This window comes from Symmachiella macrocystis (assembly GCF_007860075.1).
GTDB classification, from domain to species: Bacteria; Planctomycetota; Planctomycetia; order Planctomycetales; family Planctomycetaceae; genus Symmachiella; species Symmachiella macrocystis.
Genome location: NZ_SJPP01000002.1, coordinates 793,244 through 819,983 on the forward strand (window position 1 = coordinate 793,244; position 26,740 = coordinate 819,983).

General features: G+C 55.3%; 23 protein-coding genes. 18 read left to right on the plus strand and 5 right to left on the minus strand.

Annotated features, from left to right (window positions below; translation table 11 throughout):
• Positions 1 to 94 precede the first annotated feature (94 nt).
• Entirely contained in the window at positions 95 to 2,026 is a 1,932-nt protein-coding gene (locus CA54_RS21060) for a fumarate reductase/succinate dehydrogenase flavoprotein subunit (RefSeq protein ID WP_146372948.1), read from the plus strand.
• 2 nt (positions 2,027 to 2,028) lie between these two features.
• Positions 2,029 to 2,787 (plus strand): succinate dehydrogenase/fumarate reductase iron-sulfur subunit, encoded by a 759-nt coding sequence (locus CA54_RS21065; RefSeq protein ID WP_146372949.1) that lies wholly within the window; start codon positions 2,029 to 2,031, stop codon positions 2,785 to 2,787.
• 91 nt (positions 2,788 to 2,878) lie between these two features.
• Here the strand turns inward: CA54_RS21065 and CA54_RS21070 are convergent, their stop codons facing one another.
• A complete protein-coding gene (locus CA54_RS21070; protein WP_146372950.1) occupies positions 2,879 to 3,166 on the minus strand; it encodes a hypothetical protein in 288 nt (95 codons plus the stop codon).
• 312 nt (positions 3,167 to 3,478) lie between these two features.
• Here CA54_RS21070 and thiO point away from each other — a divergent pair, with 312 nt between their 5' ends.
• From thiO to CA54_RS21135, 14 genes are all read left to right on the plus strand, one after another.
• Positions 3,479 to 4,606: a glycine oxidase ThiO gene (thiO, locus tag CA54_RS21075; protein WP_146372951.1), complete on the plus strand. Its 1,128-nt coding sequence runs from the start codon at positions 3,479 to 3,481 to the stop codon at positions 4,604 to 4,606.
• Positions 4,603 to 5,592 carry a Gfo/Idh/MocA family protein gene (locus CA54_RS21080; protein WP_146372952.1) on the plus strand — a complete coding sequence of 330 codons (990 nt, stop codon included), beginning with the start codon at positions 4,603 to 4,605 and terminating at the stop codon, positions 5,590 to 5,592. The genes thiO and CA54_RS21080 overlap by 4 nt, the downstream gene beginning before the upstream one ends.
• Entirely contained in the window at positions 5,589 to 6,095 is a 507-nt protein-coding gene (locus CA54_RS21085) for a hypothetical protein (protein ID WP_197532681.1), read from the plus strand. Before CA54_RS21080 ends, CA54_RS21085 begins: the two co-directional genes overlap by 4 nt.
• 337 nt (positions 6,096 to 6,432) lie before the next feature.
• Positions 6,433 to 7,191: an SDR family NAD(P)-dependent oxidoreductase gene (locus CA54_RS21090; RefSeq protein WP_146372954.1), complete on the plus strand. Its 759-nt coding sequence runs from the start codon at positions 6,433 to 6,435 to the stop codon at positions 7,189 to 7,191.
• 116 nt (positions 7,192 to 7,307) lie between these two features.
• Positions 7,308 to 8,237: a sugar phosphate isomerase/epimerase family protein gene (locus CA54_RS21095; RefSeq protein WP_146372955.1), complete on the plus strand. Its 930-nt coding sequence runs from the start codon at positions 7,308 to 7,310 to the stop codon at positions 8,235 to 8,237.
• A 194-nt stretch (positions 8,238 to 8,431) separates the two neighbouring features.
• The gene (locus CA54_RS21100) at positions 8,432 to 9,385 is read left to right on the plus strand and encodes an alpha/beta hydrolase (protein WP_146372956.1); all 954 of its coding nucleotides are present in this window, start codon (positions 8,432 to 8,434) and stop codon (positions 9,383 to 9,385) included.
• A 73-nt stretch (positions 9,386 to 9,458) separates the two neighbouring features.
• Entirely contained in the window at positions 9,459 to 9,716 is a 258-nt protein-coding gene (locus CA54_RS21105) for a helix-turn-helix domain-containing protein (RefSeq protein ID WP_146372957.1), read from the plus strand.
• A 2-nt stretch (positions 9,717 to 9,718) separates the two neighbouring features.
• Entirely contained in the window at positions 9,719 to 9,949 is a 231-nt protein-coding gene (locus CA54_RS21110; RefSeq protein WP_146372958.1) for a helix-turn-helix domain-containing protein, read from the plus strand.
• 125 nt (positions 9,950 to 10,074) lie between these two features.
• Complete coding sequence (locus CA54_RS21115) at positions 10,075 to 11,034, plus strand: SMP-30/gluconolactonase/LRE family protein (RefSeq protein ID WP_146372959.1); 960 nt, start codon at positions 10,075 to 10,077, stop codon at positions 11,032 to 11,034.
• 58 nt (positions 11,035 to 11,092) lie between these two features.
• Entirely contained in the window at positions 11,093 to 11,239 is a 147-nt protein-coding gene (locus tag CA54_RS29555; protein ID WP_197532682.1) for a hypothetical protein, read from the plus strand.
• 106 nt (positions 11,240 to 11,345) lie between these two features.
• Entirely contained in the window at positions 11,346 to 15,998 is a 4,653-nt protein-coding gene (locus tag CA54_RS21120) for a PVC-type heme-binding CxxCH protein (RefSeq protein WP_146372960.1), read from the plus strand.
• A gap of 92 nt (positions 15,999 to 16,090) precedes the next feature.
• Positions 16,091 to 16,600 (plus strand): hypothetical protein, encoded by a 510-nt coding sequence (locus CA54_RS21125; RefSeq protein ID WP_146372961.1) that lies wholly within the window; start codon positions 16,091 to 16,093, stop codon positions 16,598 to 16,600.
• 175 nt (positions 16,601 to 16,775) lie between these two features.
• The gene (locus CA54_RS21130; protein ID WP_146372962.1) at positions 16,776 to 17,876 is read left to right on the plus strand and encodes a methyltransferase; all 1,101 of its coding nucleotides are present in this window, start codon (positions 16,776 to 16,778) and stop codon (positions 17,874 to 17,876) included.
• 118 nt (positions 17,877 to 17,994) lie between these two features.
• Positions 17,995 to 18,672 carry a YiiX/YebB-like N1pC/P60 family cysteine hydrolase gene (locus CA54_RS21135; RefSeq protein WP_146372963.1) on the plus strand — a complete coding sequence of 226 codons (678 nt, stop codon included), beginning with the start codon at positions 17,995 to 17,997 and terminating at the stop codon, positions 18,670 to 18,672.
• 106 nt (positions 18,673 to 18,778) lie between these two features.
• On the opposite strand, the gene CA54_RS21140 is transcribed toward CA54_RS21135, so the two are convergent.
• Complete coding sequence (locus CA54_RS21140; protein ID WP_146372964.1) at positions 18,779 to 19,918, minus strand: citrate/2-methylcitrate synthase; 1,140 nt, start codon at positions 19,916 to 19,918, stop codon at positions 18,779 to 18,781.
• 419 nt (positions 19,919 to 20,337) lie between these two features.
• Positions 20,338 to 21,483, minus strand: a complete 1,146-nt coding sequence (locus tag CA54_RS21145) for a dienelactone hydrolase family protein (protein ID WP_146372965.1) — start codon at positions 21,481 to 21,483, stop codon at positions 20,338 to 20,340.
• 445 nt (positions 21,484 to 21,928) lie between these two features.
• On the opposite strand from CA54_RS21145, the gene CA54_RS21150 reads away from it, so the two are divergent.
• Entirely contained in the window at positions 21,929 to 22,300 is a 372-nt protein-coding gene (locus CA54_RS21150; protein WP_146372966.1) for a hypothetical protein, read from the plus strand.
• Here CA54_RS21150 and CA54_RS21155 read toward each other — a convergent pair.
• Together CA54_RS21155 and nagB are read right to left on the minus strand one after the other, a co-directional pair.
• Positions 22,290 to 23,498: a TolB family protein gene (locus tag CA54_RS21155; protein WP_146372967.1), complete on the minus strand. Its 1,209-nt coding sequence runs from the start codon at positions 23,496 to 23,498 to the stop codon at positions 22,290 to 22,292. The genes CA54_RS21150 and CA54_RS21155 overlap by 11 nt on opposite strands.
• A 43-nt stretch (positions 23,499 to 23,541) precedes the next feature.
• A complete protein-coding gene (gene nagB, locus CA54_RS21160) occupies positions 23,542 to 25,437 on the minus strand; it encodes a glucosamine-6-phosphate deaminase (RefSeq protein ID WP_146372968.1) in 1,896 nt (631 codons plus the stop codon).
• Positions 25,438 to 25,843: 406 nt separating this feature from the next.
• Here nagB and CA54_RS21165 point away from each other — a divergent pair, with 406 nt between their 5' ends.
• Complete coding sequence (locus CA54_RS21165) at positions 25,844 to 26,608, plus strand: PIG-L deacetylase family protein (RefSeq protein WP_146372969.1); 765 nt, start codon at positions 25,844 to 25,846, stop codon at positions 26,606 to 26,608.
• Positions 26,609 to 26,740 lie beyond the last annotated feature (132 nt).

The following is a 26,740-nucleotide window of genomic DNA, read 5'->3' on the forward strand; positions in this document are numbered from 1 at the left end:
ACAGCCGCTAGATTTTGCGACCGAAAACGGATAATACGAGCCCGCACTGCGGGAGACACCAACCCGCACGGCGGGTGCTGAAGAGGATTGGCCGATGAGCGTCGTCTCGGAAACGACTTTGGATGCGAAAGTTCCCTCGGGACCGATCGAAGACAAATGGGAGAAACACCGCTTCGAAATGAAGTTGGTGGCTCCCAATAACAAACGCAAATTCGATGTCGTCGTTGTGGGCACCGGTTTGGCGGGCGCATCGGCGGCCGCCTCCTTGGCCGAATTGGGCTACAACGTTACGAGCCTGTGCATTCAAGACTCCCCCCGCCGGGCACATAGTATTGCCGCCCAAGGGGGCATTAACGCCGCCAAAAACTATCCCAACGACGGCGATAGTGTGAAGCGGTTGTTTTATGACACCGTTAAGGGGGGCGATTATCGTAGCCGCGAAGCCAATGTCTATCGCTTGGCCCAAGTCAGCGGCTCGATCATTGATCAATGCGTCGCACAGGGAGTCCCGTTCGCGCGTGAATACGGCGGGTTGCTGGCCAACCGCACCTTTGGTGGGGCACAAGTCTCACGGACGTTTTACGCTCGGGGCCAAACCGGACAACAACTGTTACTGGGTGCTTACGGATCGTTGATGCGGCAAGTGGGGCATGGCAAAGTCAAAATGTTCCCCCGCCGAGAAATGCTCGACGTGGTGGTCGTCGATGGTGTCGCCCGCGGAGTGGTCGCCCGGAATCTCGTTACGGGTGAGATCGAATCGTACGCCGGTCATGCGGTTTTGCTCTGCACAGGCGGATATGGCAACGCCTATTACCTCTCGACGAACGCCAAGGGCTGTAACGTCACAGCAGCATGGCGAGCTTATAAACGGGGCGCGTATTTCGCCAATCCTTGTTACACACAGATTCATCCCACCTGCATTCCAGTATCAGGCGATTATCAATCGAAGCTGACGTTGATGAGCGAAAGCTTGCGGAATGACGGCCGGGTCTGGGTTCCCAAGGATGCAGACGACAAACGCAAACCCCGGGAAATTCCCGAAGAGGATCGCGACTATTATCTGGAACGGCGTTATCCCGCCTTCGGCAATATGGTCCCCCGCGACGTCGCCTCACGCGCCGCCAAGGAACGCTGTGACGCAGGTTATGGAGTCGGATCAACCGGCAAATCGGTCTATCTGGACTTCAAAGACGCGATTGCCCGCGATGGCGAAGATGTGATTCGTCAAAAGTACGGCAATCTGTTTCACATGTATCAAAAGATTACCGACGAGGACCCGTACCACGCGCCGATGCGAATCTATCCCGCCGTGCATTACACAATGGGCGGATTGTGGGTCGACTACAATCTTGAAAGCACGATCCCGGGCATGTTTGTGCTGGGCGAAGCCAATTTCTCAGACCATGGTGCCAACCGCTTAGGGGCCAGTGCACTGATGCAAGGACTGGCGGACGGATACTTCGTCGCTCCCTACACGATCGGCAACCATCTGGCCAGCGTCAAATTACCACGGGTCACGACGCATCATCCGGCGTTTCAAGAGGCGGTTGTTGATGCCCGCAATCAGACCGAAGCGATGCTCAACATCAACGGCAATCGCTCAGTTGACAGCATTCACCGCGAACTGGGACACATCATGTGGGACCATTGTGGCATGTCTCGCAGCGATGCCGGCTTGAGAGAAGCGATCGAAAAAATCCGTACTTTACGCGAGGAGTTCTGGCAAAACGTCAAGGTGCTCGGTGAGGGAGAAACGCTCAATCAAAATCTGGAATACGCCGGCCGATTGGCCGACTTTCTGGAGTTCGGCGAATTGCTTGCCAAAGATGCACTGGAGCGTAAGGAATCGTGCGGCGGGCACTTCCGCGAGGAATATCAAACCGGTGAAAATGAAGCCCGCCGGGACGACGATGACTTCTGCCACGTCGCCGCTTGGCAATACAACGGCGCGGCCTCAGAGCCGACACGTCATACCGAGCCGCTCAGCTTTGAAACCGTGAAACTCACCCAGAGGAGTTATAAATAACGATGAGTGAACTGAATTTGACGCTCAAGGTTTGGCGACAAGCCACGGGCGACGCACAAGGTGAGTTCAAACTGTATCAACTGCGCGGTGTTTCGACCGAAATGTCGTTCTTGGAAATGCTGGACGTACTGAACGAAAAGTTGATTTCTGAGAACGAAGAGCCGGTGGCGTTTGACCACGATTGCCGCGAAGGAATTTGCGGCACATGTAGCTTGATGATCAACGGTCAAGCGCACGGTCCAGACAACGAAACTACGACCTGCCAATTGCACATGCGAAAATTTCGCGACGGCGATACGATTGTGGTCGAGCCGTGGCGGGCACGAGCCTTTCCGGTTGTGCGGGATTTGGTCGTCGACCGCAGCGCGCTGGACCGCGTGGTTTCTGTCGGCGGTTACGTATCGGTCAATTGCGGCAGCGCTCAAGACGCCAATGCCCTGCCGGTTCCCAAACAGGACGCCGACCGTGCCATGGACGCCGCGTCGTGCATCGGCTGCGGAGCCTGTGTTGCCGCTTGTAAGAATGCTTCGGCCATGTTGTTTGTCGGCGCCAAGGTCTCGCAAATGGCGTTGTTGCCGCAAGGCAAGCCGGAACGCGCAAACCGCGTGCTGAACATGGTGGCCCAAATGGATGAAGAAGGCTTCGGGGCCTGCACCAACACGGCGGAATGCGAAGCAGCTTGTCCAGCGGGAATTTCACTGGAAAACATCGCCCGCCTCAATCGCGAGTACTTCAAGGCATCGCTCACGTCATCGCGGTGAGCCATGCAGCCCTGGCTAGGTTGCGCGAAGTCGAGAGCAGCGAGTTTTTTAGCCGCGATTGTCGGATGAGGGTGTAGATGTTCCCCCGCTCTTAGAATTTTGATGAGAGTTCGGGGGTAAAGACGTAGTACGACAGCATCAAAATCCCCCAGACGGCCCCGGCTACGAGTGCAACGGCGCGCGACCGATGGGTGATCCCGGCGATGAACGGCAGGATCATGGCGACCAGCAGCACGGGAAAAATGAAGGAACTGCCGGCATGGCTGGGTCCGTCGCTGTTCCGCAGGTCCAAAATACTCCGCAGAGTGAGGATCGCTAAGGGGATCATCCAGACGACTCCTTTGATGATGACCCATACAAATTCCGGGATGTCTTTCATCGCGCTGTCCCTCGCCTTTTAACGTGTTCTCAATACAGAATTCACGAAATATTCGTCGTTGGCCCAGCTACGTAGTCCTCATTAGTATGCCACAGTGAAGTTCCGACAACAACAACAACCGATATCTAAATTAAGCTTCGGGCTGTACGACTGGCTGATTCTGAGCGATTAATCTGATTTCGGGTCTGACATACCACGCAGAAAAGTGCATTGCGACGGGACCTATAAAAATGCACGCTGGATGCGTTAGAATCAGGTGGTTAGATTACCGGGAGCGCTGCGGGGAATAATAAAGGAAGACCGGAAACGCTGATGTCGGACGTGATTGTGATTGGCGGCGGGGTAATCGGATTGTCGATTGCCTATGAACTATCTGGGCGGGGCGCCTCGGTGACGGTTGTCGATCAAGGTCCGCTCGGTCGTGAAGCGTCGTGGGCCGGTGCCGGAATGTTACCGCCGACCGCCGAGGCGGGAACCGCCGAACCCGCTTTGCGTTTGCAATCCGCCAGCCATCGACTCTGGCCGCAATTCAGTGAGGCGTTGCAAGCGGAAACAGGTATCGACAACGGATACCGACGCTCCGGCGGGCTGGAGGTTCGCTACGGCGGACCGTCGGACGCATTGCACAACGACATCGAATTCGCCCAGCAACGCGGCGTCGAGGTCGAGGCCTTAACTCCTCAAGCCGCACGCCAGTACGAACCGAATTTGGTGGACACTATTTCCTCCGCCTATCGACTTCCGCAAATGGCACAGATTCGCAATCCGCAGCATGTCAAAGCATTGATGGCCGCTTGCACGGCGCGCGGCGTGCGGATTATGGCAGGGACACCCGTTTACGGATTTGAGCGTAGCGGTGAGAAAATCATCGGCGTGAATACAAGTGACGGTATGCTGAAAGCCGGCCAGTTCTTGGTCTCCGCCGGCAGTTGGTCGCAACAGATTTTGCAGACCGTCGGCTGCAATGTGACGACTCAGCCAGTGCGTGGGCAAATCGTTTTACTCTACGCGCAGCCTTTGCCCTTCAGCCACATCCTTTTGTACGGTAGAAAGTATCTCGTGCCGCGACCCGATGGTCGAATTTTAGTGGGCGCAACCGTCGAATCGGTTGGCTTCAATAAAACCAACACCGCCGAGGGGTTGAGCGAACTCTTGGATTTTGCCAAATACCTTGTGCCGTGTTTAATGGAAGCGACATTCGAACGCGCCTGGGCGGGTTTGCGGCCGCGTTCGGCGGATGGGTTGCCTTATTTGGGACGCGCGCCCGGCACGGAAAACCTGTTCGTCGCCACAGGGCATTTTCGTGATGGCCTGCAACTCTCTCCGATTACTGGAACAGTGATGGCCGCATTGATGCTGGGGGAAGAACCGGTATTGTGTTTAGATGATTATGCCTGTGATCGGCAACGACCGACTGTGGATGTGGGGAGCGAGTCATGACTGTGGGTTGGGGAATTGTGGGGTGCAGTGACATTGTTCGTCGACGTGCCGCGGATGCGATTCTCGCACAACCCGATAGTCATATCGCCGCGTTTTATTCACATAGTGCTGCACTGGCCGACGAACTTGCCACACGTTACGGCGGACGCGGTTATACGAATCTCGACGCGCTCTTGGCCGACGAGGATGTGAAGATCGTTTATGTGGCTTCGCCGGTGGAGCGGCATGCCCCCGAAACAATTGCCGCTGCCAAAGCGGGCAAGCATGTGCTGGTTGAAAAACCAATGGCGCTCACCGCCGCCCAATGTGATGCGATGATCGCCGCCGCCCAAGCGAACAACATCTATTGTGCGGTCGCCTACTACGCCCGCTGGTTGCCCAAGGTGCGGGAGATGAAACGATTGCTCAACGAGCAGACTCTCGGAACAGTCGTTCGCGCGCACGTGGCGCAGTTGAGCGAATTCAACCCCGCGGCCGATGATCCTAAAATTTGGCGTGTGCGGGGCAGGGCGGGGGGTGGGGCGCTGGCCGATGTCGGCAGCCATCGCTTGGATCTATTGCACTATTTGCTCGGCCCACCTGCGGCTGTTTGGGCGGCCTGCGATACGACGACACACCTCGATTGGCAATCCCCCGACACCGAAACCGTCTTCGTCCGCTACGCATCGGGCACACATCTCACACTTGTCTGCAACTGGAACACGCCGCACGGTCTGCCTGCCTGGGAATTGCATGGCACGCAAGGCAGCATTGTGAGCGATCCTTGGAATGCGGAGCCGCTGGCCATTATGGGCCGCGATGACATACCGCTGCTTGAATCGACCTATCCCGACAACGCGCACTTCGACGTGGTCAATGATTTCGCCCGCGCGGTCATCGAGAATCGTCCCCCGGAGTTTCCAGCGGAAGATGGGGCATGGGCGACGCGGATTATTGATGCCGCACAGACAGCGTCACAGACGGGGCGTGTGGTGGAATTAGCATGATTGGTGGTAATAGCGGTCATAAAACCGTGATGTTTGTCGCCCCAAGACGTCCCAGGCGAGGTATTGGGAAATGGGTTGCTGACGATTCACGGAGAGATGTGATGCGGAAAAAACTCGAATGGAGAAATATAGTATTTGCCCCATGTTTGGCGTGCCTGACATCGATTCTGTCGGTTATTGTCACGAGCGTCCTTTTTGATCCAGAGACTCTCGGAGCAGGCCTCATTATATGGTTGTTCACTTTGGTGCCATTGTCGGGATGGATTTTTGCGAAGTGGTGGTGGGCGGCCAAATATACGCCGCATTTGTGCTTTGGGGTGGTGTCAGCGCTATTTCTAGTTTTTTGGTTGCTGTGCGCTGCCTACGCTAAGGCGAATAGTACAGAGGCAGAGGTTGTAATTGAGATTGTGAAATATGTGATGACGGTCAATGGAATCGCTTGTGTTGCTGCTTATTTGACACTTGTATTGTTTGATCGCACAGATAAATCAAAGGTCCGATAATCTGGCGTGTGACGGGTGACGGTAATGATTGCGAACATTTTTAGAACTAACTTTCTCATACGGAAAAGGCCTCGCGACAAGACGCCAAGGCGCAGAGAAGGAATTTAGGGCCGGTTTTACCGGCCGTTGATCGTTAACAACTGCTCTCAGAACATGGTCCTGATTTTTAAATGAGCCACTGCAGCAATCGTCCGGCACAGCCGGACCTACTAGATCTGGTTGATGTGATTGCCTTTGCGGCTTGGCGTGAGGTTTCTTTTGGAGAATGTGAGTCTTCTGTCCTACGTAGAAAGGTGCGTCGCGACGCACCCTACATTTGATCATTGAAGGTTTTGTGATGAGCGAAAAATGTTTTGATGGGGCGACGGCCTTGGTGACCGGTGGGTCGCGGGGGATTGGGCGGGCTTGTTGTGTCCGCTTGGGGCAGGCGGGTGCGAATGTGGTTGTGAATTACCGTTCTCGCAAAGAGGACGCCGAAGAAACGGCGCGGCTGGTCGAAGCAGCCGGTGGACAGGCGCAGATTTTGGCGGCGGATGTTTCGGATGAAACCGCTGTGGACGGTATGGTCTCCGAAATTGAACAGCGGTTCGGGCCGGTGGAGTTATTGGTGAATAACGCCGGCATTTTTGAGCTATTGCCGCACGAACAAACGACAGCTGCGCATTGGCGACTCACGATGGACGTGAATCTCACCGGGCTGTACCTCGTGACCTGGGCTGTGAAGGATCGCATGATCGAGCGGGGTTACGGGCGTATTGTCAACGTAGCCTCGATTGCTGGAATCCGTGGACGACCGATGGCGATCGCCTATTCCGTGAGCAAAGCGGGCGTAATTGAATTCACGAAGAGCGCCGGCGAAGCGTTGGTGAAATACGGAATCCGTATGAATGCGGTTGCTCCCGGTTTGGTCGGCACCGAGATTTTGGACGGTGTCGACGAAACGCTGCTGGACAATATGGTTGCCGGCACCCCGATATCCCGCATGGGGCAGCCCCGGGAAATTGCTGACGCTGTATTTTATCTGCTGTCGGACCAGTCAAGTTTTATCAACGGACAGACGATCGTTGCCGACGGTGGACGGGTGATGTTGCCGTGAGTGCGTGGCGACCGGATGCCTAAACGAACTCTCCAGACTTTCGCCCGACTTTCGCTAACCGTATTATAGGACTTTGTTGCATTCAAACATTCACCCGCACACCGAGGACTCACAACATGTCACAGTCCACTACGCGGCGGCAGTTTTTGGCCGTTTCCGCTTCCGTTACTTCTGCTATGGGGATCGCACACTTGACCGGTTTGAAACTTAACGCCGCAGACAAAAAACCGCTTTACGAAATCTCATTGGCACAGTGGTCGCTCCACAAGATGCTGTTCGACGGAAAACTCGACAATCTCGATTTTGCCAAAACGACCAAAGAGAAATTCGGCATCAATGCCGTCGAATACGTGAATCAATTCTTTAAGGATAAGGCCAAGGACATGGCCTATCTGGGAGAGATGAAAAAGCGTGCGAGCGACTTGGGTGTGGCGAATGTGTTAATCATGATCGACGGCGAAGGCAACTTGGGCGATCCCGACGAAGCGGCGCGGATTAAGGCTGTGGAGAATCATTACAAATGGGTCGATGCGGCCAAGTTTCTCGGCTGCCATTCAATACGTGTCAACGCTCGCAGCGACCACAAATTGTCCTATGGCGAACAAATGGTTTTAGCAGCTGATGGCTTGCGACGGTTGTCGGAATTCGGCGCGAAGAAAAAGATCGGCATCATTGTCGAAAACCACGGTGGGTTGTCATCCGATGGTGCTTGGTTGGCGGGCGTGATGAAGACGGTCGACAATCCGAATTGCGGCACGCTGCCCGACTTCGGCAATTTCCGTATCGGCGACGACAACATGTACGACCGGTACCAGGGCGTCGCGGAGTTGATGCCCTATGCCAAGGCGGTCAGCGCCAAGTCGCACGATTTCGACGCAGATGGAAATGAGATTCACACTGACTACCTTCGCATGATGCAGATCGTGCTGGACGCCGGTTATCATGGATACGTCGGCATCGAGTATGAAGGCAGCAAACTGAGCGAGCCGGAAGGGATCATGGCGACCAAGAAGTTATTGGAACGTGTCCGCAGCGAACTTGCATGAATGAGAGACGGACGTTTGGGAGGGCGAGACTCCCGCCGAGCCGTTTTGCTTTGAATGAGAGCGAATCTGTCAGAACTTGTTAGCCTCGGTCACACGTCAAAGTAAATCGCGGCTCAGCAGGAGCTTCGCCCTCCCGGAGCGTCGACTGTTACCTTCAAGTGACACTACAGGCATTTCTTCGAGGGGAAATTGCGATGCGTTGGACGTGTATTGTTGCAAGTGTTTTAGTGTTGGCGATGGCCGGTTCTGCGGCTGCACAACGAGACCGCAAGAAACAGGCCTACCCACCCACCCTCGACGGTGCGACTGTTGAAGTCTACAAGACGGTCGGCGATGTGGCGTTGAACATGTACGAGTATTTCCCCGAGGGACACAAACCGACCGACCGGCGGCCGGCGATTGTGTTTTTCTTCGGCGGCGGCTGGCGGGGAGGATCGCCGAAGCAATTTGAAAAGCAATGCCAATACCTCGCCTCGCGGGGCATGGTCGCCATGGCGGCCGATTATCGCGTGCTGTCGCGGCAGAAGGTGAAAGCGGATCGCTGCGTCGCTGATGCGAAATCGGCCGTCCGTTGGATTCGCGAAAACGCCGAGCGGTTGGGGGTTGATCCTGAACGGATCGTTGCATCGGGGGGATCGGCCGGCGGGCATATTGCCGCTTGCACCGGCACGATCACCGAATTGGATGAGCAGCACGAAGACGTAGCCGTGAGTTCACAGCCCAATGCGATGATCCTGTTCAATCCCGCCGTCGTCTTGGCACCGGTGAATGGCGAATTCCCTGTGCGGAATTCCGAGCAACTTCCCAAGCGGACCGGCGTGGAGCCAAAACGGATCTCCCCCTATCACCACATACGTACGGGCGTGCCGCCGACATTGATCCTACATGGCGAAGCGGATGACACGGTCAAATTTCAGACGGTGCAGTGGTTTACCGATGCCATGCAGGAGGCTGGCAACCGCTGTGAGTTGGCCAGTTACGCGGAAGCAGGGCATGGGTTTTTCAATTACGGCCGCAAGGGAAACCGCTATTTTTCCGAAACCATGCACCGGGTCGATCAGTTTCTGCAGTCGCTAAAATACTTACAGGGAGAGGCTACGATTGAGGAGTTCGTATCCGGATTAAACGGTTCGGGTAAATCAAAGTAATTTCGGTCCTCAGGGCTGTCATCTGCCCAACCGGGGATGGACGAATTTGGGAACGCACAGTTGAGAAACGACAGTGAGCCAACCCTCTACAAGAACTATCGATTTGTTTTTTGAGGAGACCGGTCTGGGCATTGACGATGTCGCTGCAAAATCGGGACTGTCTCCCCAGCGCGTCGAGGCGATCGCCCTGGGACGGTGGACTCCCTCTCCCGCGGAACGTGAAAAAATCGCCGCCGCTTTCGGTATTGATGTTGTGAGGATCAGTTGGGGGCACACAATGGATCCCCGCAACGTCCGCTACCGCCGTTACGGATTGAAGGAGGACTTTTAGCCATGGCCGCCAACGTCGCCGACCTCTGCCAACAACTTGAACTCACCGTCGCCGATTTGACCGCGCGCACCGAATTAGAGGAGTCGCGGGTCTTGGCGATTGTCATGGGACGCTGGACCCCCAGCCCAACGGAACGGAAAAAAATCGCCGACGTGTTCAACCTCACACCCGATGACATCGCTTGGGGGCACAAAACGCCGATCCAACATATTTATGGGCATGGTCCGGGGTAGCGAGGCGCGGGTGATCACGGTGTGGGCATGGAAATGTTCCCTTAAATTACGTCTAATAGAGAGAGCACTTAATACAACTCCGGCAGGCGGGAGCCTGCCCTACGCATAAACGGGAGAAATGATTGATGAACGACACCCTACGCTGGATGGTTTTCACGGTTGGTCTCGTAGGTATTTGCAGTTTTGCGCACGGCGCCGACGAATTACCAGCGCCTGCGGACGTCACCACCGAGAAGGTGTTGGTTGTTCCCAAGTACTGCGAAGGTGTAGTGTTTGACCACCAGGGGTACGGTTACATTTCCTGGGGCGACACAATCACGCAATTTACGCCCGACGGCGAACATCGGGATTGGGCGAAGACCGGTGCACCCAACGGGCACAAGGTATTGGCCGATGGAACGCACTTGGTGTGCGACGCTTCTCAGCATGCGATGTTGCATTTGGATGCCAACGGCAAAATTCTTGGAGCGGTATCCTGGCAGTGCGAGGGCAAACCGCTTCGCGGGCCGAATGACCTCTCACTCGATCCGCACGGTGGGTTTTATTTCACCGATCCGGGAGGTTCGAGCGACACCAATCCGATCGGCACCGTGCACTATGTCGATACAGCTGGAAAGACGCATTTGATCGACGAGGGTTTGGCATTCCCCAACGGCATTGTCTTGCGGCCGGGTGGAAAGATTTTGCTGGTGGCGGAGAGTAAAAAGAACCGTATTTTGGAATATGAAGTCCTGGGGCAAGGCAAGGTGGGCAAGCGTCGTGTGTTCGCCGATTTGCCAGCTAAGGATGAAGCGGCAGGGCAGGTCGATAATCAGCCCGACGGGATGTGCCTCGATGCGGCCGGCAATTTATACGTCGCGCACTACGGCATGAAACAGGTCCAAGTATTGGATCCTACCGGAAAACTGATCGCTCGTTACGACGGCGGAAACCTCACGACCAGCAACGTGGCCTTCGGCGGCGCTGAATCCAATACGCTTTACATCACCGGCGGACTCGGCCCGGAAGCCGGAGGCGGCGGCTTGTTTCGTATCCCCTTGGGAGTCAAAGGGTTGGTGATTTTACCCCCCAAGGCGGGAGAATAGGGTATAATCGAGACGTTGGCCGCTGCCATCATCCACTTCGAGGATCCAACGAACCCCCATGCCACGCCACCGCGCCTTTTTGATCTTCGCCGGCATCATCCTGCTCGGATGCGCATGGGAAGCGTTCGTAGCGAAGCCACCGCGACCGGTTTGTGAAGCATGCCTGATGAATCCGCCCAAACCGGTGTCCGCCCTCGAGCCGTGATGGCACAGTGGTCGTACGCTGGGTGCCGCGAGTTTCATCGTTGCCGCCGCTGAGTTATGATGCATAGATCGGGATTTTCGAATTCGCATCATCCAGGGAGAGCAGCATGTTGGTGGGTTTTGAGCGATGGGGATTGCGGTCTCACAGTCTCGTTGGCGCGGCATTGTTGTGCGTAGCGACGGTGAACCTCGCCACGGCCGATGACTACCGGTTAGACCGTTTTCAAACGGTTCCGCTGACCGATGTCTATTTCTCCGAAGGCATCTCCTTTGGGGATATCAACGGCGACGGCACGAACGATATCGTGTACGGCCCGTATTGGTTCTCCGGTCCCGACTTCAAAACCAAACACGAAATCTATTCCGCCCAGCCACAACCCCGCGAACGTTACGCGGACAATTTCTTTTCCTGGGTGCATGATTTCAACGGGGACAAACAGCCCGACGTGTTCGTGGTGGGCTTTCCCGGCACGCCGGCGTCTGTCTACGAAAATCCCGGCCCGCAAAATCTCGATCAATTGTGGACCAAGCACGAGGTCTTCGACCAAGTCTCCAACGAATCCCCACAATTTGTGGATATTGTCGGTGATGAACGCCCCGAGTTGATCTGCACCCACGACGGCTATTTTGGCTATGCCGTGATTGATTGGCAGCGTCCGTTTGCGAAATGGACGTTTCACAAGATCTCGGAAAAAGTTACCCCCGGGCCGTTCTCGCACGGGTTGGGAGTGGGAGACATCAACGGCGACGGCCGCGCGGATGTGCTGACCAAAGATGGTTGGTTCGCCCAGCCACCGAAGCTGAAGGGGGATCCATTGTGGACATTTCATCCCGCCAAGTTCAGCGGACCGGGCGGGGCGGATATGTTTGCCTACGATGTCGACGGTGATGGCGACAACGATGTGATTACCAGCCTCGAAGCGCATGCCTACGGACTGGCCTGGTTTGAACAGGTCAAGGAAAAAGGCCAGATCACGTTCGAGCGCCATTTGATCATGGGCCGCGAGCCGGATGAGAACCGTTACGGTTTGGTCTTCACAGAATTACACACAGTGAATCTGGCCGATATGAACGGTGATGGCTTGAAAGACATCGTCACCGGCAAGACGTATTGGTCACATCACGAACAAAGCCCACTGTGGGACGCCGGGGCGGTGGTGTATTGGTTTGAATTGGTCCGCAATCCCGACGGCACGGTGAATTGGATTCCGCACAAAGCGGCGGATGACACGGGGGTGGGGCGACAGGTGGTTGTCGGCGATGTGAATCACGATAATTTGCCCGATATTGTAGTGGGCGGGATGCAGGGGGCGCATGCGTTGTTGCATGAGCAACAAACCGTCGACAAGCAAACGTATTCAGATGCGCAGCCGCAGGAAATCAAGCGGTTAGCCGCGGGATTAAGTCCCGAGGAAGCAGCGGCACACATGACGGTCCCCGAGGGATTTTCCGTCAAATTGGCGGCGGGAGAACCGCAGGTACATCAGCCGGTTGCGTTTGCGATCGATCCGCGGGGCCGAGTTTGGGTGGCCGAAGCGCACACCTATCCCGTGCGTGCTCCGGAAGGGCAGGGCAAAGACAAAATCATCATCCTGGAAGACACAACCGGCGACGGCGTGCTCGACTCGCGAAAGGTGTTCATCGAAGGATTGAATCTCGTCAGCGGCATGGAAGTCGGTTTCGGCGGCGTGTGGGTGGGGGCGGCTCCGTACTTGATGTTTATCCCCGACACAGATGGCGACGACGTGCCGGATGATGAACCGCAAATCCTGCTGGATGGATTCGGCTATCGCGATACGCATGAAACACTCAATGCATTTATTTGGGGGCCGGATGGGTGGCTGTATGGTTGCCACGGCGTTTTTACGTACTCCAATGTGGGCAAGCCAGGAACGGCTGATGAGGATCGCGTTCCCCTCAACGCCGGCGTGTGGCGGTATCATCCCACGCGACATGAATTCGAGGTTTTTGCTTGGGGGACGAGCAATCCGTGGGGCCTTGATTTCAACGATCGCGGGCAAGCGTTCATCACTGCTTGTGTGATCCCACACCTGTGGCACATGATTCAAGGGGGCCGTTACCAACGACAGGGGGGACAGCACTTCAATCCGCACATTTACTCAAACATTCAGACAATAGCCAAACATCGGCACTATGTCGGCAATATCCGTGACCATGCTTGGTGGGGCAAGGAACCCGATGTACCGCAGGACACGCTGGCCGCCGGAGGTGGGCATGCGCATTGCGGGGCAATGATTTATCTCGGTGACAATTGGCCGGATAAATACCGCAACCAAATCTTCATGCACAACATCCACGGCAATCGCATGAACAACGACGCACTGCAGCGGGCCGGTTCGGGTTATGTGGGGGATCGCGCGCCCGATTTGATGTTGGCCAACGACAAATGGTTTCGCGGAATCAATATGAAATATGGTCCGGACGGGTCGGTGTATGTGATCGACTGGTACGATCGCAACGCCTGCCACCGCACGAATCCCGAAATCTGGGACCGTACGAATGGGCGGGTGTACAACATTTCTTATGGTAAGCCAGAATGGGATCACCGCGATTTGCGCACATTGAGCGACCTGGATTTGGTCGAGTTACACAATCGCGAGAACGAATGGTATCCACGCACCGCCCGGCGAATTTTGCAACAGCGCGCATCTGAGAGAAATCTAGACGCGGGCGTCCGCAAGGCGCTATTCGCAATTCTAGAGTCGACCAACGACGTGGCACTCAAACTCCGGGCGATCTGGACGCTGCACGTCATCGGAGAATTGACCGAGGAAGACTTGCAGAAATTCATGCAAAATGACGACGAATACATCCGCGGTTGGGCGATTCAATTGGGACTGGAGAATCGTCAGGTCTCACCGCGCATACTCAGCCAAATGGCCGACATGGCGACATCGGACCCGTCTGCGGTTGTGCGGTTGTATCTAGCGTCGGCACTGCAACGTTTGCCGTTGGAACAACGCTGGCCAATCGCTCGTTCGTTGGTGCAGCATGCGGAGGATAGCGACGATCACAACCTGCCAGTCATGGACTGGTATGGCATCGAGCCGTTGGTCACAGCGGATACGGACCGGGCGATGGAATTGGCGGCGGCGACGAAAATTCCGACCGTGAAGCATTTCATCATCCGCCGGGCAGCGTCGGAGAATGGGAGTATGGGAGCAGTCACTCAGCTACTGGCAAAAACCGCAGATGCGTCGACCCAGAAATTGATTCTGGGCGAAATGCTGAAAGCGTTTCAGGGACGGGTAAATATTCCCATGCCTGAATCGTGGAAGCCCGCCTATGACCGGTTGTCGAAAAGCCCTGATCAAACCGTCCTTGACCGAGCGGACCAGGTGGCAGTCGTGCTAGGGGACCAGCGGATCTTCCCACGGATGCGCCAACAACTAGTTGATCCCCAAGCAACTTTAGAAAAACGCCAACAGGCACTGGCCATTCTTGTGCGTGGTCGCGACCAACAGGCGGCGGATGCGTTTCAGGCGGTGCTTGGCGAGCCGGAATTGCGCGGCGCTGCAATTCGCGCGCTGGTGGCATTCGACAATCCAAAGATCGCAATATCTGTACTCGCTGAGTACGGCAACTTGACCGAACAGGAACAACGGGACGCGATCAACACATTGGTCGCGCGGCCCGGTTTTGCGATGGCGCTGTTAGATGCGGTTGAACAACAAAAAGTACCGCGTACCGATTTGCATGCGTATAACGTGCGGCAACTTTTACGTTTTGATAACAAAAAACTCAACAGCCGCCTCAAGCAAGTCTGGGGCGAGATTCGCGATACGTCAGCGGATAAAAAAGCATTGATCGCGCGCCACAAACAGCTGCTCAGCAAAAAGGCGTTGAAAGCGGCCGATGCTAGTAATGGGCGGCGAATCTTTGCCAAGACCTGTGCATCGTGCCACACGCTGTTTGGCGAAGGGGGAAAAATCGGGCCCGACATCACGGGATCGAACCGCGCGAATCTGGATTACATTCTGGAAAATGTACTCGATCCCAGTGCGGTGATGGGCAAGGATTACCGCTTGACGGTCCTGGTGACAGTGGACGGGCTAGTGGTTTCAGGCTTAGTGGAAAAAGAGACCGACAGCGCCGTGACGATTCGTACGATCAACGACACGGTGGTGATCGCCAAACAGGATATCGAAGAGCGGATGTTGTCCGATCAATCGATGATGCCCGAAGGTTTATTGGATCCGCTCAAGCCGGAAGAAGTTCGCGACCTGATTGGTTACTTGGCGAGTCCGCATCAAGTATCGCTCCGCGGCCCTCGTGCTCCGATCAACGCGAAGTCGGGACGCGTGCCGGATGCGCTGGAAGGGGAGTCGCTAAAGATTATTGGTAAAACTGCCGGGAATGCTCGCAGCCAACCGATGGGCGGTTTTCATGCCGACCGCTGGAGTGGCAATGATCACTTGTGGTGGACCGGTGCTAGTCCCGGCGCAAAATTGGAGCTAGAAATCCCCGTCGAAACGGCCGGTGCGGCCGAGTTGGAAATCGTCCTGACCCGTGCACGGGATTACGGCATTGTGCAATTATTGTGGGATGGCAAAAAACTGGGCGCGCCGATTGATCTTTATAACGGGCCCGATGTGGTAACGACTGGCGTCTTGTCATTTCCAGTCAGCGGCTTAACGCCCGGCAATCACAAACTGACGATCGAGATCCTCGGCGCGCATCCCAAAGCGGCAAAGGCGTATATGGTGGGGTTGGATTTCGTGCGGTTGAAAACGCCGTGATGTGTTTTCGGCACGACTTATCAACACTGGCAAAGACAGTGGCCCACAACCTCCAAATAAAGTCGTGACAAGACGCTGATCAGGACCACCGCATGCCATTTACGCCGTTTCACTTTGGGCCGGGATTGCTGATCAAAACCCTGACCGGCCGCATGTTTTGGCTGACGCCGTTTGTCACCGCGAACGTGTTGATCGATGTCGAGGTGTTGTATTATTTGTGGATGCGTTCGCGACCGTTTCACCGCTATGCTCACTCGTATCTGGGTGGAATCGTCGCGGGATTGTTGGCAGGCGCTGGTACGTTTGCTGTTGCGATGTTTGTTGCACGCGTTTGGCCGGGGCGGTGGTCCTTTCTCCCGACGGCGAAATCCTCAAAGCCTCTACTGCTGTTTCAATCAATCACAGCCGGCTTGGTGGGAGGGATCTCTCACATTTTTCTTGACAGCCTCGTGCATGCAGAAATCGAGCCGTTTTGGCCGTTTGCCACAGGGAACGAACTCGCGGGGTTGGTCTCTGGACGAATCGTCTATCTGAGCTTGGTGCTATTCGGTCTGCTCGGTGGTTGTATCTGGTTGCAGGAGTATCTGGCAGCCGATCGATGAGTGGGTTTACGCTGGGATAATCTCGCTGCCCGGATTCCGCCGCATTTTCCCGGCCGTGTCATGGAAACTCTCGACGCGGGTTGTTATCGTCGTGACCGCTCTCATTCCCATTAATTGTGTACAAAATCTTTCCTATCAGGCGGCTGCCTGACCTGCGAGAAGTTGTTGACTGCCTATGCCCCGCCGTCGTAAAAACTCGACTACTGAAGTCAAAACTCTTCCCACGCCGGTGCAGGAACAACTGCTGATTGATGCGGTTTGCCCGCTTCTCGAAGAGCAGACCGCTGAGATACGCGTGTTGTGCACAACACTCAGCCGTGGACAGGCAGCAGCGGCGCTTGCCGCGGTATGTCCTACTGCGCTGGTCACTTGTCATTTTTTAGACGCCTACCTCGCCGAGTTGACGCGTGAATTTGCAGGGGCTTCGCTCAACTTCGAGACCGCATGTTCGGCCGAATTCCCCGAGACTCCGATCGACCTGGCTGTGATTCCCACGCATTCGGGTGTGGAACCGGAATTAACGCGGGACCGTTTACAATCCACGCATCAAGCGCTGGTCGAGGGAGGACGATTGGCCGTCTCGACCAACGACCCCAAAGACAGTTGGCTGCACGAGTTGATGCAGTCGATGTTCGATAAAGTCACGCGGATTGCGACCAAAAAACGAGGCGTGGTGTATATTGCTCGTAAAACCGCGCCGCTGAAGAAACTGAAATCCTTCGAGGCCCGCTTCACGTTTCCCGATCATGACCGTCTGATCACAATTGTCAGCCGTCCGGGAGTCTTTTGCCATCGTCGTTTAGACGACGGTGCGCGAGCGCTGCTCAAAGTTGTTGAGGTTCGCGATAACGATCGGATTTTAGACATGGGCTGCGGCGCCGGTGCTGTCGGTCTGGCACTGGCGGCGCGTAACGCCAAGATTTCCGTAACCGGCGTCGATTCCAATGCACGTGCAGTCTGGTGTGCGGAGCAGGGAGTGGCCGCAAACGAACTGGCCAACTTCAACGCAGTTCATACCGCCGACGGCAGTTGCGAAGAGGAGGGGAGTTACGACCTGTTCTTAGGAAACCCGCCTTACTTTTCCAACTACCGCATCGCCGAGTTATTCCTACAAACCGCGGTGCGGATGCTGAAACCGGGCGGCGAAATCATGATCGTGAGCAAAAGTATCTCCTGGTACAAACAACGCATGGCGGAGCTGTTTGACGACGTAGGAACGGCCGAATCGGGGCACTACATCATTGCCGGCGCAGTGAATCGACGGCGGCGGAAATAGCGAATTTTCGCAAAAAACGAAAAAATCTGCTAAGATTCCCAAAGTTGGGCCGAATTACGTGTGGGAGAATCCGTCTCCTCAAGTCCTACTTCGATCGTAATTTTAGGGAGATAAACGCATGTCTTGGATCCTCGCTGCCGCGCTGCTGACAGCGCAGCCGACCGAGATGCCCGTTGAAGAATTGACCGCCACAAAAGCCGTAGAACGGATTGAAGCACTGCCCACCGGCACGTTGATCTTCAGTGCCGGCGATTGCTTAGCGATACGGGTCTATACGCAAAGTCGCTTCACGCACGTCGCTGCCGTAGTCTCGGATCAAGGCAAAATGACCGTCTATGACAGTGACAACGGGGTGGGCGTGCGACGACAAGACTTGGCGGCGTATTTGAAATCGCAGTCGCCCGGCGAAATCCACATCGTCCGTCCGCGCTGCCCATTCTCGAAACGGCAATGCCGCCGATTTCGCGCGGAGTTGGAGGAACAACTCGGGCGGCCCTACGGTGTGAAACATCATCTCACCGGCAACCGGGCCAAAGGACTGCATTGTGCGGAATACGTGATGGATGCCCTGATGGCGGCCAATGTGATGACGGCCAAGAATCCCCCCCGCGTCTCCCCGGCCAGCCTGCATACCGGTGCGCACAAGAAGCAGACCTACGTCCCAGAGATGACGGTAACAGTCTGCGATCTCGCCCCGGAGAAAGGGGACGGCTGGTGCAGCCAGACTTGGCTCGACACCAAACGCTGTACGAAGCGCTGCTACCTAAAAATGCGCGGCTGGTTTTGCTGCTATTGAGCGACGCGGCAGCGACTTGTTCCCCGTAGGTCGTGCTGTGCATGACGAAGCGCAGTTGACCCTGCCATGAAAATGTCATGCAAATCATGACCTACGAGTGCATCCGTTAGCGTTCGCTCACCGGCACGTAGGTGCGTTCTTCGCTTCCGATGTAATTGGCTGAAGGGCGGATGATTTTGTTGTTGGACAATTGTTCCAGAATGTGTGCACACCATCCAGAAATGCGACTTGCGGCGAAGATACAGGTGAAGATATCACCAGGGATCCCCATGTAGTGTTGCAAGCTGGCCGAATAGAAATCGACGTTGCAATTCTTATTGATGGCTTCTTTGACTTGGCTCTCGAGCTCGATCGAAATGTCGTACCATTTGGTCTCTCTCTTTTCGATGCCCAAGCGGCGGGAGAGTTCCTTGAGATGTGCGGCGCGGGGGTCTTCGACCTGATAGACGGCGTGCCCGAAGCCCATGAATTTGCCTTTGGACTCTCGGACACCTTCCACAAACTTGGCAACATTGGCAACGTCGTCAATTTTATGCAGGGCTTTAAGCACCTCGACATTGGCACCGCCGTGTAATGGACCTTTCAGAGCGCCAATGGCGCCGGTGACGGCGGAATAGATGTCGGTGAGTGTCGCAATGATCACGCGTGCGGCAAACGTACTGGCGTTGAGCCCGTGTTCGGCATGCAAAATCAAAATCAGATCCATGGCCTTCGTCTCGTCGGCCGAGGGATCTCGTCCGTTGAGTTGCCACATATAGTTCCCAGCATGGCTGAGTTCCGGTTTGGGCGCCAGCGGTTCTTGGCCGTGGCGAATGCGGTGAATGGCGGCGATGACTGAAGACAGGCGGGCGATCAGGTCAATTGATTTTTCGAAGTTCGCTTCCGGGTCGTTATTTTCAGCATCGTGATCGGCCATTCCCAGCGCTGAAATGGCGGTTCGCAGTGCCGTCATCGGGGGAATGTCTTGCGGAAATGATTTGATCAGTTCCAGTGTTGAAGCCGGGATTTCGCGGCTGTCGGCCAACATCTTGGAAAAGGTGGCCAGTTGTTCGGTATTGGGAAGTTCCCCTTTGAGCAGCAGGTAGGAAACCTCTTCAAAGCTACTGTGTTCGGCCAGTTCGTGGATGTTATAACCGCGATACATCAACCGGCCTTCCAGGCCGTTGACCTTACAAATGGAACTGTCGGCTGCAATGATGCCCTTGAGACCTTTAGTCGACACTGATTTCCCTTTCAGAACTTCCATAAAACACCCAGTCATTTGATAATCTGCGCGGCTGCCGACAACGATCCCCTTGCAACATGTTCCGCAGGTTTTGCCTGGAGCGCATCAATACCGTCGGAATCTTTTTTCGTAGGGGGCCACTCAGCCTATCCCACGCTGGACCATTGAACTCGCATCATCCAGCCGGTGGCGGACGGCAGCGGGAGTCAAAGTTGCTGAACTCGCTTGTTTCGCAGGTTCTTTCACCAACCCGCCCGTCTACCGTGTCAACACGATGGGCGTATAAAAGCGATCTCAACACGCACTCGCATTATAACAACCTGCACAGGGAGTTCAACGATTGCCTAAGGGGTGGAGTCGCAGTGGGATTGTCCCAGAATCCAGCCAGTCATTTGCCGTAAATACGTGCAACCACTTGTCTAAAACAGATTGTTTTTCAATCATTCTTCGACGAGACGTGCGGTTGTGATTTCGGGGCGCAAATGGCTGTCCATCCAGGCATAAATCAATGCCCGGGAGGCGTGCTCCACGGAATGCTTTTGGCCATGCACGTAGAATCCAAAGTTCTCTGGAACACCTTCCAACTCAAAGACCTCCATGATCTTCAGGTTCATCAACACCCGCTGCCGCTGAATTGGCGGGCTGCCGTCGTTGAGTGCCGAGACATCCAAAAAGGCGCGGGGGGCAACCAGGGCGATGATTTCGTGAAAATCGATCGGCGGCAAGTTCCCTTTCAGCAACTCGGGCCGCAGGTGCTTAAAGTAGACGTACCAATGGTCACGGGACCAATGTTCGACGCCGGGATTGTGGCGGAAAAAACTCGCGCCGCAATTGCAAGCAGCGACCTTGATGCGCTCGTCGTAGGCCGCTAGGAAAAACGTGCCATGCCCCCCCAGCGAATGCCCCAACGCCCCGATGCGATCGTCGTCTACTTCGGGAAGCGACTGCAACACGTCAACGGCGATCGAGTGCTCGTAAGTGAATTTCCCGACAGCTGTCCACTCGGGGTGTTTTTTGTGAAATGCTCCGGTTTCATAAGCCCCTTCCGCGGGAATTCTCGTGCCGGAGACAAAATGTTCAGGCGCGATGACCACATACCCGCGGCGAGCGAGATGATCGAGGTACGCCTTGTTGGGATTATCTGCGAGTCCAGCTGCTCGTTTCATCCCCTGTGCAAATGTGCCATGCAAGGCGACAATCGCCGCTGATGGTTCGCTGAGTCGGAGCGGGATTCCCAAATAGGCATGCGCGCGCTCGTCCGCTTCGACGTTGTAGCTGATCAATTTGCGAATGTACTTCCCATCGACCTCGACCGTCTCATGGACCTGCAAATCGAGCGGCGGTTTGGTTGGTTTTTGATCGTCGCGGAGCAGTTCCAGATAGCGTTGCCTCAATTTCTTTTTATACGCCAACCATTGCTCCGGGGTATTGATGCCTTCTAAGAGGTCGTCCCAGGAGGAGTGAATTGCGGGCGGATCGGAGCGTTTGCGGACCGGCGAGGCGTCCTCAGCTGCATGTAGCGTCCCAATCAGGCAGAGCAGGGGGGCAGCACTGAATAGGCATCGGCGGATGAGTCGGTCGAACATTATGTTGTTTTCTCCCACGGCGAATCATAGAGGGTCGGACTGTTTCTTCTCGTTCCCAAACTCCGCTTGGAAACGCAACTTCGCGAAGCTCTGCTCCACTTGTATGATAGCGTATGCGTCTCGCAGCGGTAATGAAGCACAGGTCTCGAAGCGAAGCTTCGAGAAATTGGGTTCCCAAACAGGAACCGGGGAATGCAGAAATGGGCGCGCAAAGTTAGCACCAGAAATCCTCTTCCTTTCTTTGCGCCTTCGCGTCTCTGCGCGAGACCTTTTTTTGACTTCCAAATGGAGCGAGGATCATCCGAGGAAATCAGCAAATCTCGAAATCGTTGGATGTGTATTTGCGCATGCGCCTTGCCTCCGGAGGTCGGGATATCTAAAACAATTGCGAGGCCTATAAAGCGCCGTTTCTGAAAAAACGAAAAACGATCAGGAGAAAAACACCGTGGGAAAACTCACAATTGGATATGGGCTGATTCTTGTCGTGCTCGGAATCGCCGGGTATTACGGTTCTGGACAGGTGAGCAAGACGGCGTTGATCCCCGTCGCCTTGGGGATTCCAGCGATCATTTGCGGTGTGCTGGCAGAGGCCAAAGAGAATCTGCGGATGCATGTCATGCATGTCGCCGTGTTGATCGGGATCGTCGGCTTTGGCGGCGGTGTGCCGGGACTTATCAAACTGTTTGGCGGCGATACGGGGGCTGGTCCGATGGCTCGTGGAGCATTGGCAGTGATCAGTGCAATATTTGTCGCTCTGTGCGTCAAATCATTCATCGATGCCCGGCGACGCCGTAAAGCACGCGAAGCTAGCGAGTGACCGACGGGCGGGGTTGCCAATGCGGCCACATCGCACCGTGCCCGCTGGGGACGTCGGTGACCGCATGCACTTTTCCGCTCTCCAAGTCCATGACATACAGTTGGCGTGTCCCGCTACGCGTTGAGCCTAACGCGATCCGTGCGCCGCTGGGGTGGACCACGGGATGGTAATTCAGCGTGCCCGGCTTGGAATGCGTGAGCTGTTTGGTTTTTCCATCCAACGTTGTGCGGAACAATTGCGTTCCCGCTTTGCCCGTTTGTTTTGCAAAAATGACCGACTGGCTGTCAGGGGTCCAGACCGGGAGGTCGCTGCTGCCACCATGGAAATCAAACACGTCGAAGATGGTTACCACGCCGCGATAGCCGTTGCGGTCACCGATTTTTTTCAGCCCGCTTCCATCCCGCCGCACAATGTGCGGATGACAGTCGTAATGCTCGCCTGAGACAAACACTAGCGATTGACCGTCAGGGGACCAAGTGGGGGCGAAGTTGAATGGATGGCCGGTTTCGACGTGAACCGCATTCGAGCCGTCGGCATCGGCCAAATAGACCTGGTAGTTCTTGTGATAGGCGATCCGCTTGCCATCGGAGGACGCATTGAATCCGTAGGTGAAGCCATCCGCTCCGCTGCTCAAATCGACTTTATTGCGGCCGTCCCGATCCATGCGGTAGGGATGCGAAACGCCGTCGATTAAGGCTTGAAACCCGAATTGTGTGGAATCATTGGGCCAGTAGAACAGGCCCGAATTGTAGGGACTGACGCGTTCAACGGCCGTGACGTTGACGATCTTACCGGTGGGCAGATCGAGCGTGTGCATGTCGTACGTCCAACCGCCGGTCGCCATGCGGAAGGTCTTGTGTTCTTCTTCCCAGGCGGCATTTTCGGGGTCTTGCCAGCCGCTGCCAATGATGGCTGTCTCTCCGTCGGGGGACCACCCGGCGAACTGCGTCCACGTGTCGGCATTGGGAATTAATTCAGCAGCGACTTCGCGCGGAGCACTGCCGTCGCCGCGTACGACATGCGCCCGCATTGTCGCAGCGTTGGTGTGTCGGCCGCCGGGAAGATTCACACGAAATTGCGTATAACCAATCAGCGAATCCGTAGCAGCCGCATCCTGGGCAAGCACCGGCGAGGAAATGACGCAGAGCAGAACTGCGGCGGCAAGTATTGATCGCCCATAGTAATAGAGACGCTCCACAAACCACTCCTACGGCCGTACAGACTACAGCATATGGTCTCAATTATAGTTGCCCACGCCAGCGGGCAAAACCTTCGAGCCCGTAGAACTCAGGTAGCCCGAGGTTGTTGTAGACATCGGCGGTCTTTTTAGTCCGTTCCTCGGCACGCAACCAAAATTCGCGTTTGTCCGAACCGGGGAAACGAGCGGCGTCTTTTTGTGACTCGTGTCGGAAGATCGCCAATTTCTTGCGATGCATCAACTCGAAGCTGAGCGGCACAACGCGGTCGATTTCGTGCGGATCGTATTCCTGCCAAGCACCCCGGTACAACCAGACTTCCGGCTTGACCGCCTCGTCGACTTCTTCCAGAGCGGCAAGAATGGCTTTAGCGCACATCCGGTGTGTGCCGTGCGGATCGGACAGGTCGCCCGCCACATAGATTTGTCCCGGATTCAAATCGGACAACAGATCGGCAACAATGTGCACGTCGTCTTCACCGATGGGCCGTTTTGTGACTTTACCAGTTTGGTAAAACGGCAAATCCAGGAACCGTAATTTTTCACGCGGCACACCCGCTTCGACAGCCGCGGTCGTGGCCTCGGTTTTGCGAATCAAGCCTTTGATGTTCAATAGCTCTTCGGTATCGGGATCGCCGGACTGCTTGGTCGCCAGGCTGTCGCGACAACGTTTATGAAAGGCGCGTGTCTCTTCGGTGGCGAGTCCGAAAGTTTCTTCGTATTCATCGACATAGTCAATGTGCCGTAGGGCATCGTGATCGAATACGGCGATATTCCCGCTGGTCATATAGGCAATGTAGACATCGTGTCCCTGGTCGACCATTGTGATCAGCGTGCCTCCCATAGAAATTACGTCGTCGTCCGGGTGAGGGCTGAAAACGATGACGGTCTGTTTTTCCTTGTTGGCCGGATGCGTGCAAATGCCTTGCATGAACTCGTCAAAGATTTTCATGCAGATCGCTTCTGCCTCACCGTTGTGGCGGAGCAAATCGTGTAGGTGGTTTCCCATGAAATCATCGCGGTTCAATTTCAGCAACGGTTTGCCGATCTTCTCCGACAGACCGATGACGGCGCGTTTTGTCAATTCCGGCGTCCATGCGACCGGGCCGACAATCCACGGGGTTTCGACCGCAGTCAACTTGCTAGCGGCGGCAACATCCACCACGAAGACGGCTTGCGGATGTTTTTGCAGGAAACTGGCAGAGACCTCTTCTGTGATTTCCCCTTCGACCGCCCGCTTCACGACCGGCGCTTTGTGTTCGCCCAGGGCCATGATGAAGATTTTTCCAGCGGACAAAATCGAGCCGACCCCCATCGTGATGGCTTCCATGGGGACGTTTTCCAGCCCGAAAAATGAATCAGCTGCGTCTCCCCGCGTGACGGGATCGAGAGTGACCTTGCGGGTCAGACTCTCACGAGAACTTCCCGGTTCATTGAAACCAATGTGCCCCGTCCGGCCGATGCCCAACAGTTGAATATCAATGCCGCCGGCGCGTTCGATTTGGCGTTCGTAATCGTCGCAGAACGCTTCCACTTCCTCGCGAGGAATGTCCCCTTTGGGGATATGGATGTTCTCTTCGGGAATGTTGACGTGGTCGAAGAAGGTTTCGTTCATCCACCGCCGATAACTGTGAATCGACGTTGAATCCATGGGGTAGTATTCGTCGAGATTGAACGTTACCACGCGCGAAAAATCGAGGTCTTCCTCGTTATGGAGCCGAATCAACTCACGGTAGACACCGATAGGAGTCGAGCCGGTCGGCAATCCCAGCACCGTGGGGGTTCCTGCGGAATTGTTTTCACGGATGAGACTCTCGATGACAAGCGAGACATGCTTATCGGCTTCAGCCGACGTCTCAAACATCAACGTGGGAATCTTTGTTTGCCGTAAATACTGGGCGGATTGATTTGAGCGCGGACGTTTGACAACGTTGGTGTCCATGTGATCAAGACTTCTTAAATATAACGGTGGTGGGGGGGCAGTTTTGCCGCGAAGTGACAACGCGCATGTGAATAACATACGAAAACCGAGCCCGAAATCGATGTCGCGACAGATCGTTCCGCTCAGTAATAACAAATCGTGTTGGCAGCGCACAATTGATGGAACCGGGGTTCCGAATTGACTTGAAAGTCGATTTTACCAAAAACAGCGGTGTTTTGCTCAAAACCGGCAAGGATTTTCTTGAGAGTTTATTCAAAATTCACGAAACAACCTGAAATAAACTTAGCTTTGCCTAGTCCGCACAAATGCCACAAACGTTAAACCCGTACCGGACGAATCGGAAACGATACGCTACAATGGCCGCGTAGACCCGTTTTACTTCAATCAACCTGGAATCCGTTTACAGATGTCAGACGAACACTTACCGCCCCGCATCTTGGCCATTCATGCCCACCCTGATGATGTCGAAATTCAATGTGCGGGAACCTTGGCGTTGCTCAAAGAGCAGGGCTGCCAGATCACGATTGCTACGATGACCGCCGGCGATTGCGGGAGCGCTGAGATGGGACCGGAGGAAATCGCCCGCGTCCGTCGCGGCGAAGCTCAGGCTGCAGCGGATTTGTTGGGCGCGGATTATATGTGTCTGGAATTCCGCGACTTTTGCATCATCATCGACCATGAAGGGCGGCGGAAAACAACCGAAGCCGTCCGTCGCGCGCGGCCCGATATTGTGCTGACGGCGCCGCCGGTGGATTACATGAGCGACCACGAAATGACCAGCCGCTTGGTCCGAGATGCCTGTTTCATGGCACCGGCACCGAATTATTCGACTGAACAGTGGGATCCCGCCCCCCCGATCGACGCTATTCCTCATCTGTATTACACCGATTCGGTGGAGGGAATTGACTGGTTCGGCAACGACATTCCGCCGGATTTCATCGTCGACATCAGCCGCTCAATCGATTTGAAGCAAGAAATGCTAGCTTGTCATGCGAGTCAACGGAATTGGCTGCTCCGCCAGCATGGAATCGATGAATACTTGGAAAGTAGCCGTCGCTGGAGCGCTGCCCGCGGTCAGCAGAAGGGAGTCGCTTACGGCGAAGGGTTTCGCCAGCACAGTGGTCATCCCTATCCTGGAGACAACCGGTTATGGGAGCTGCTGAACTCCTAGTCTTGCAGCAATATTTCGTGACAGCACTCTGAAAACTGCCCAATAATTGCTGCAGTTCTTGTCTGAGGACGACCAATCCTGCCTAAAATCGATTGAGTCATAGAGGCAAAAGAATTAAACTGCGTGCTTCGA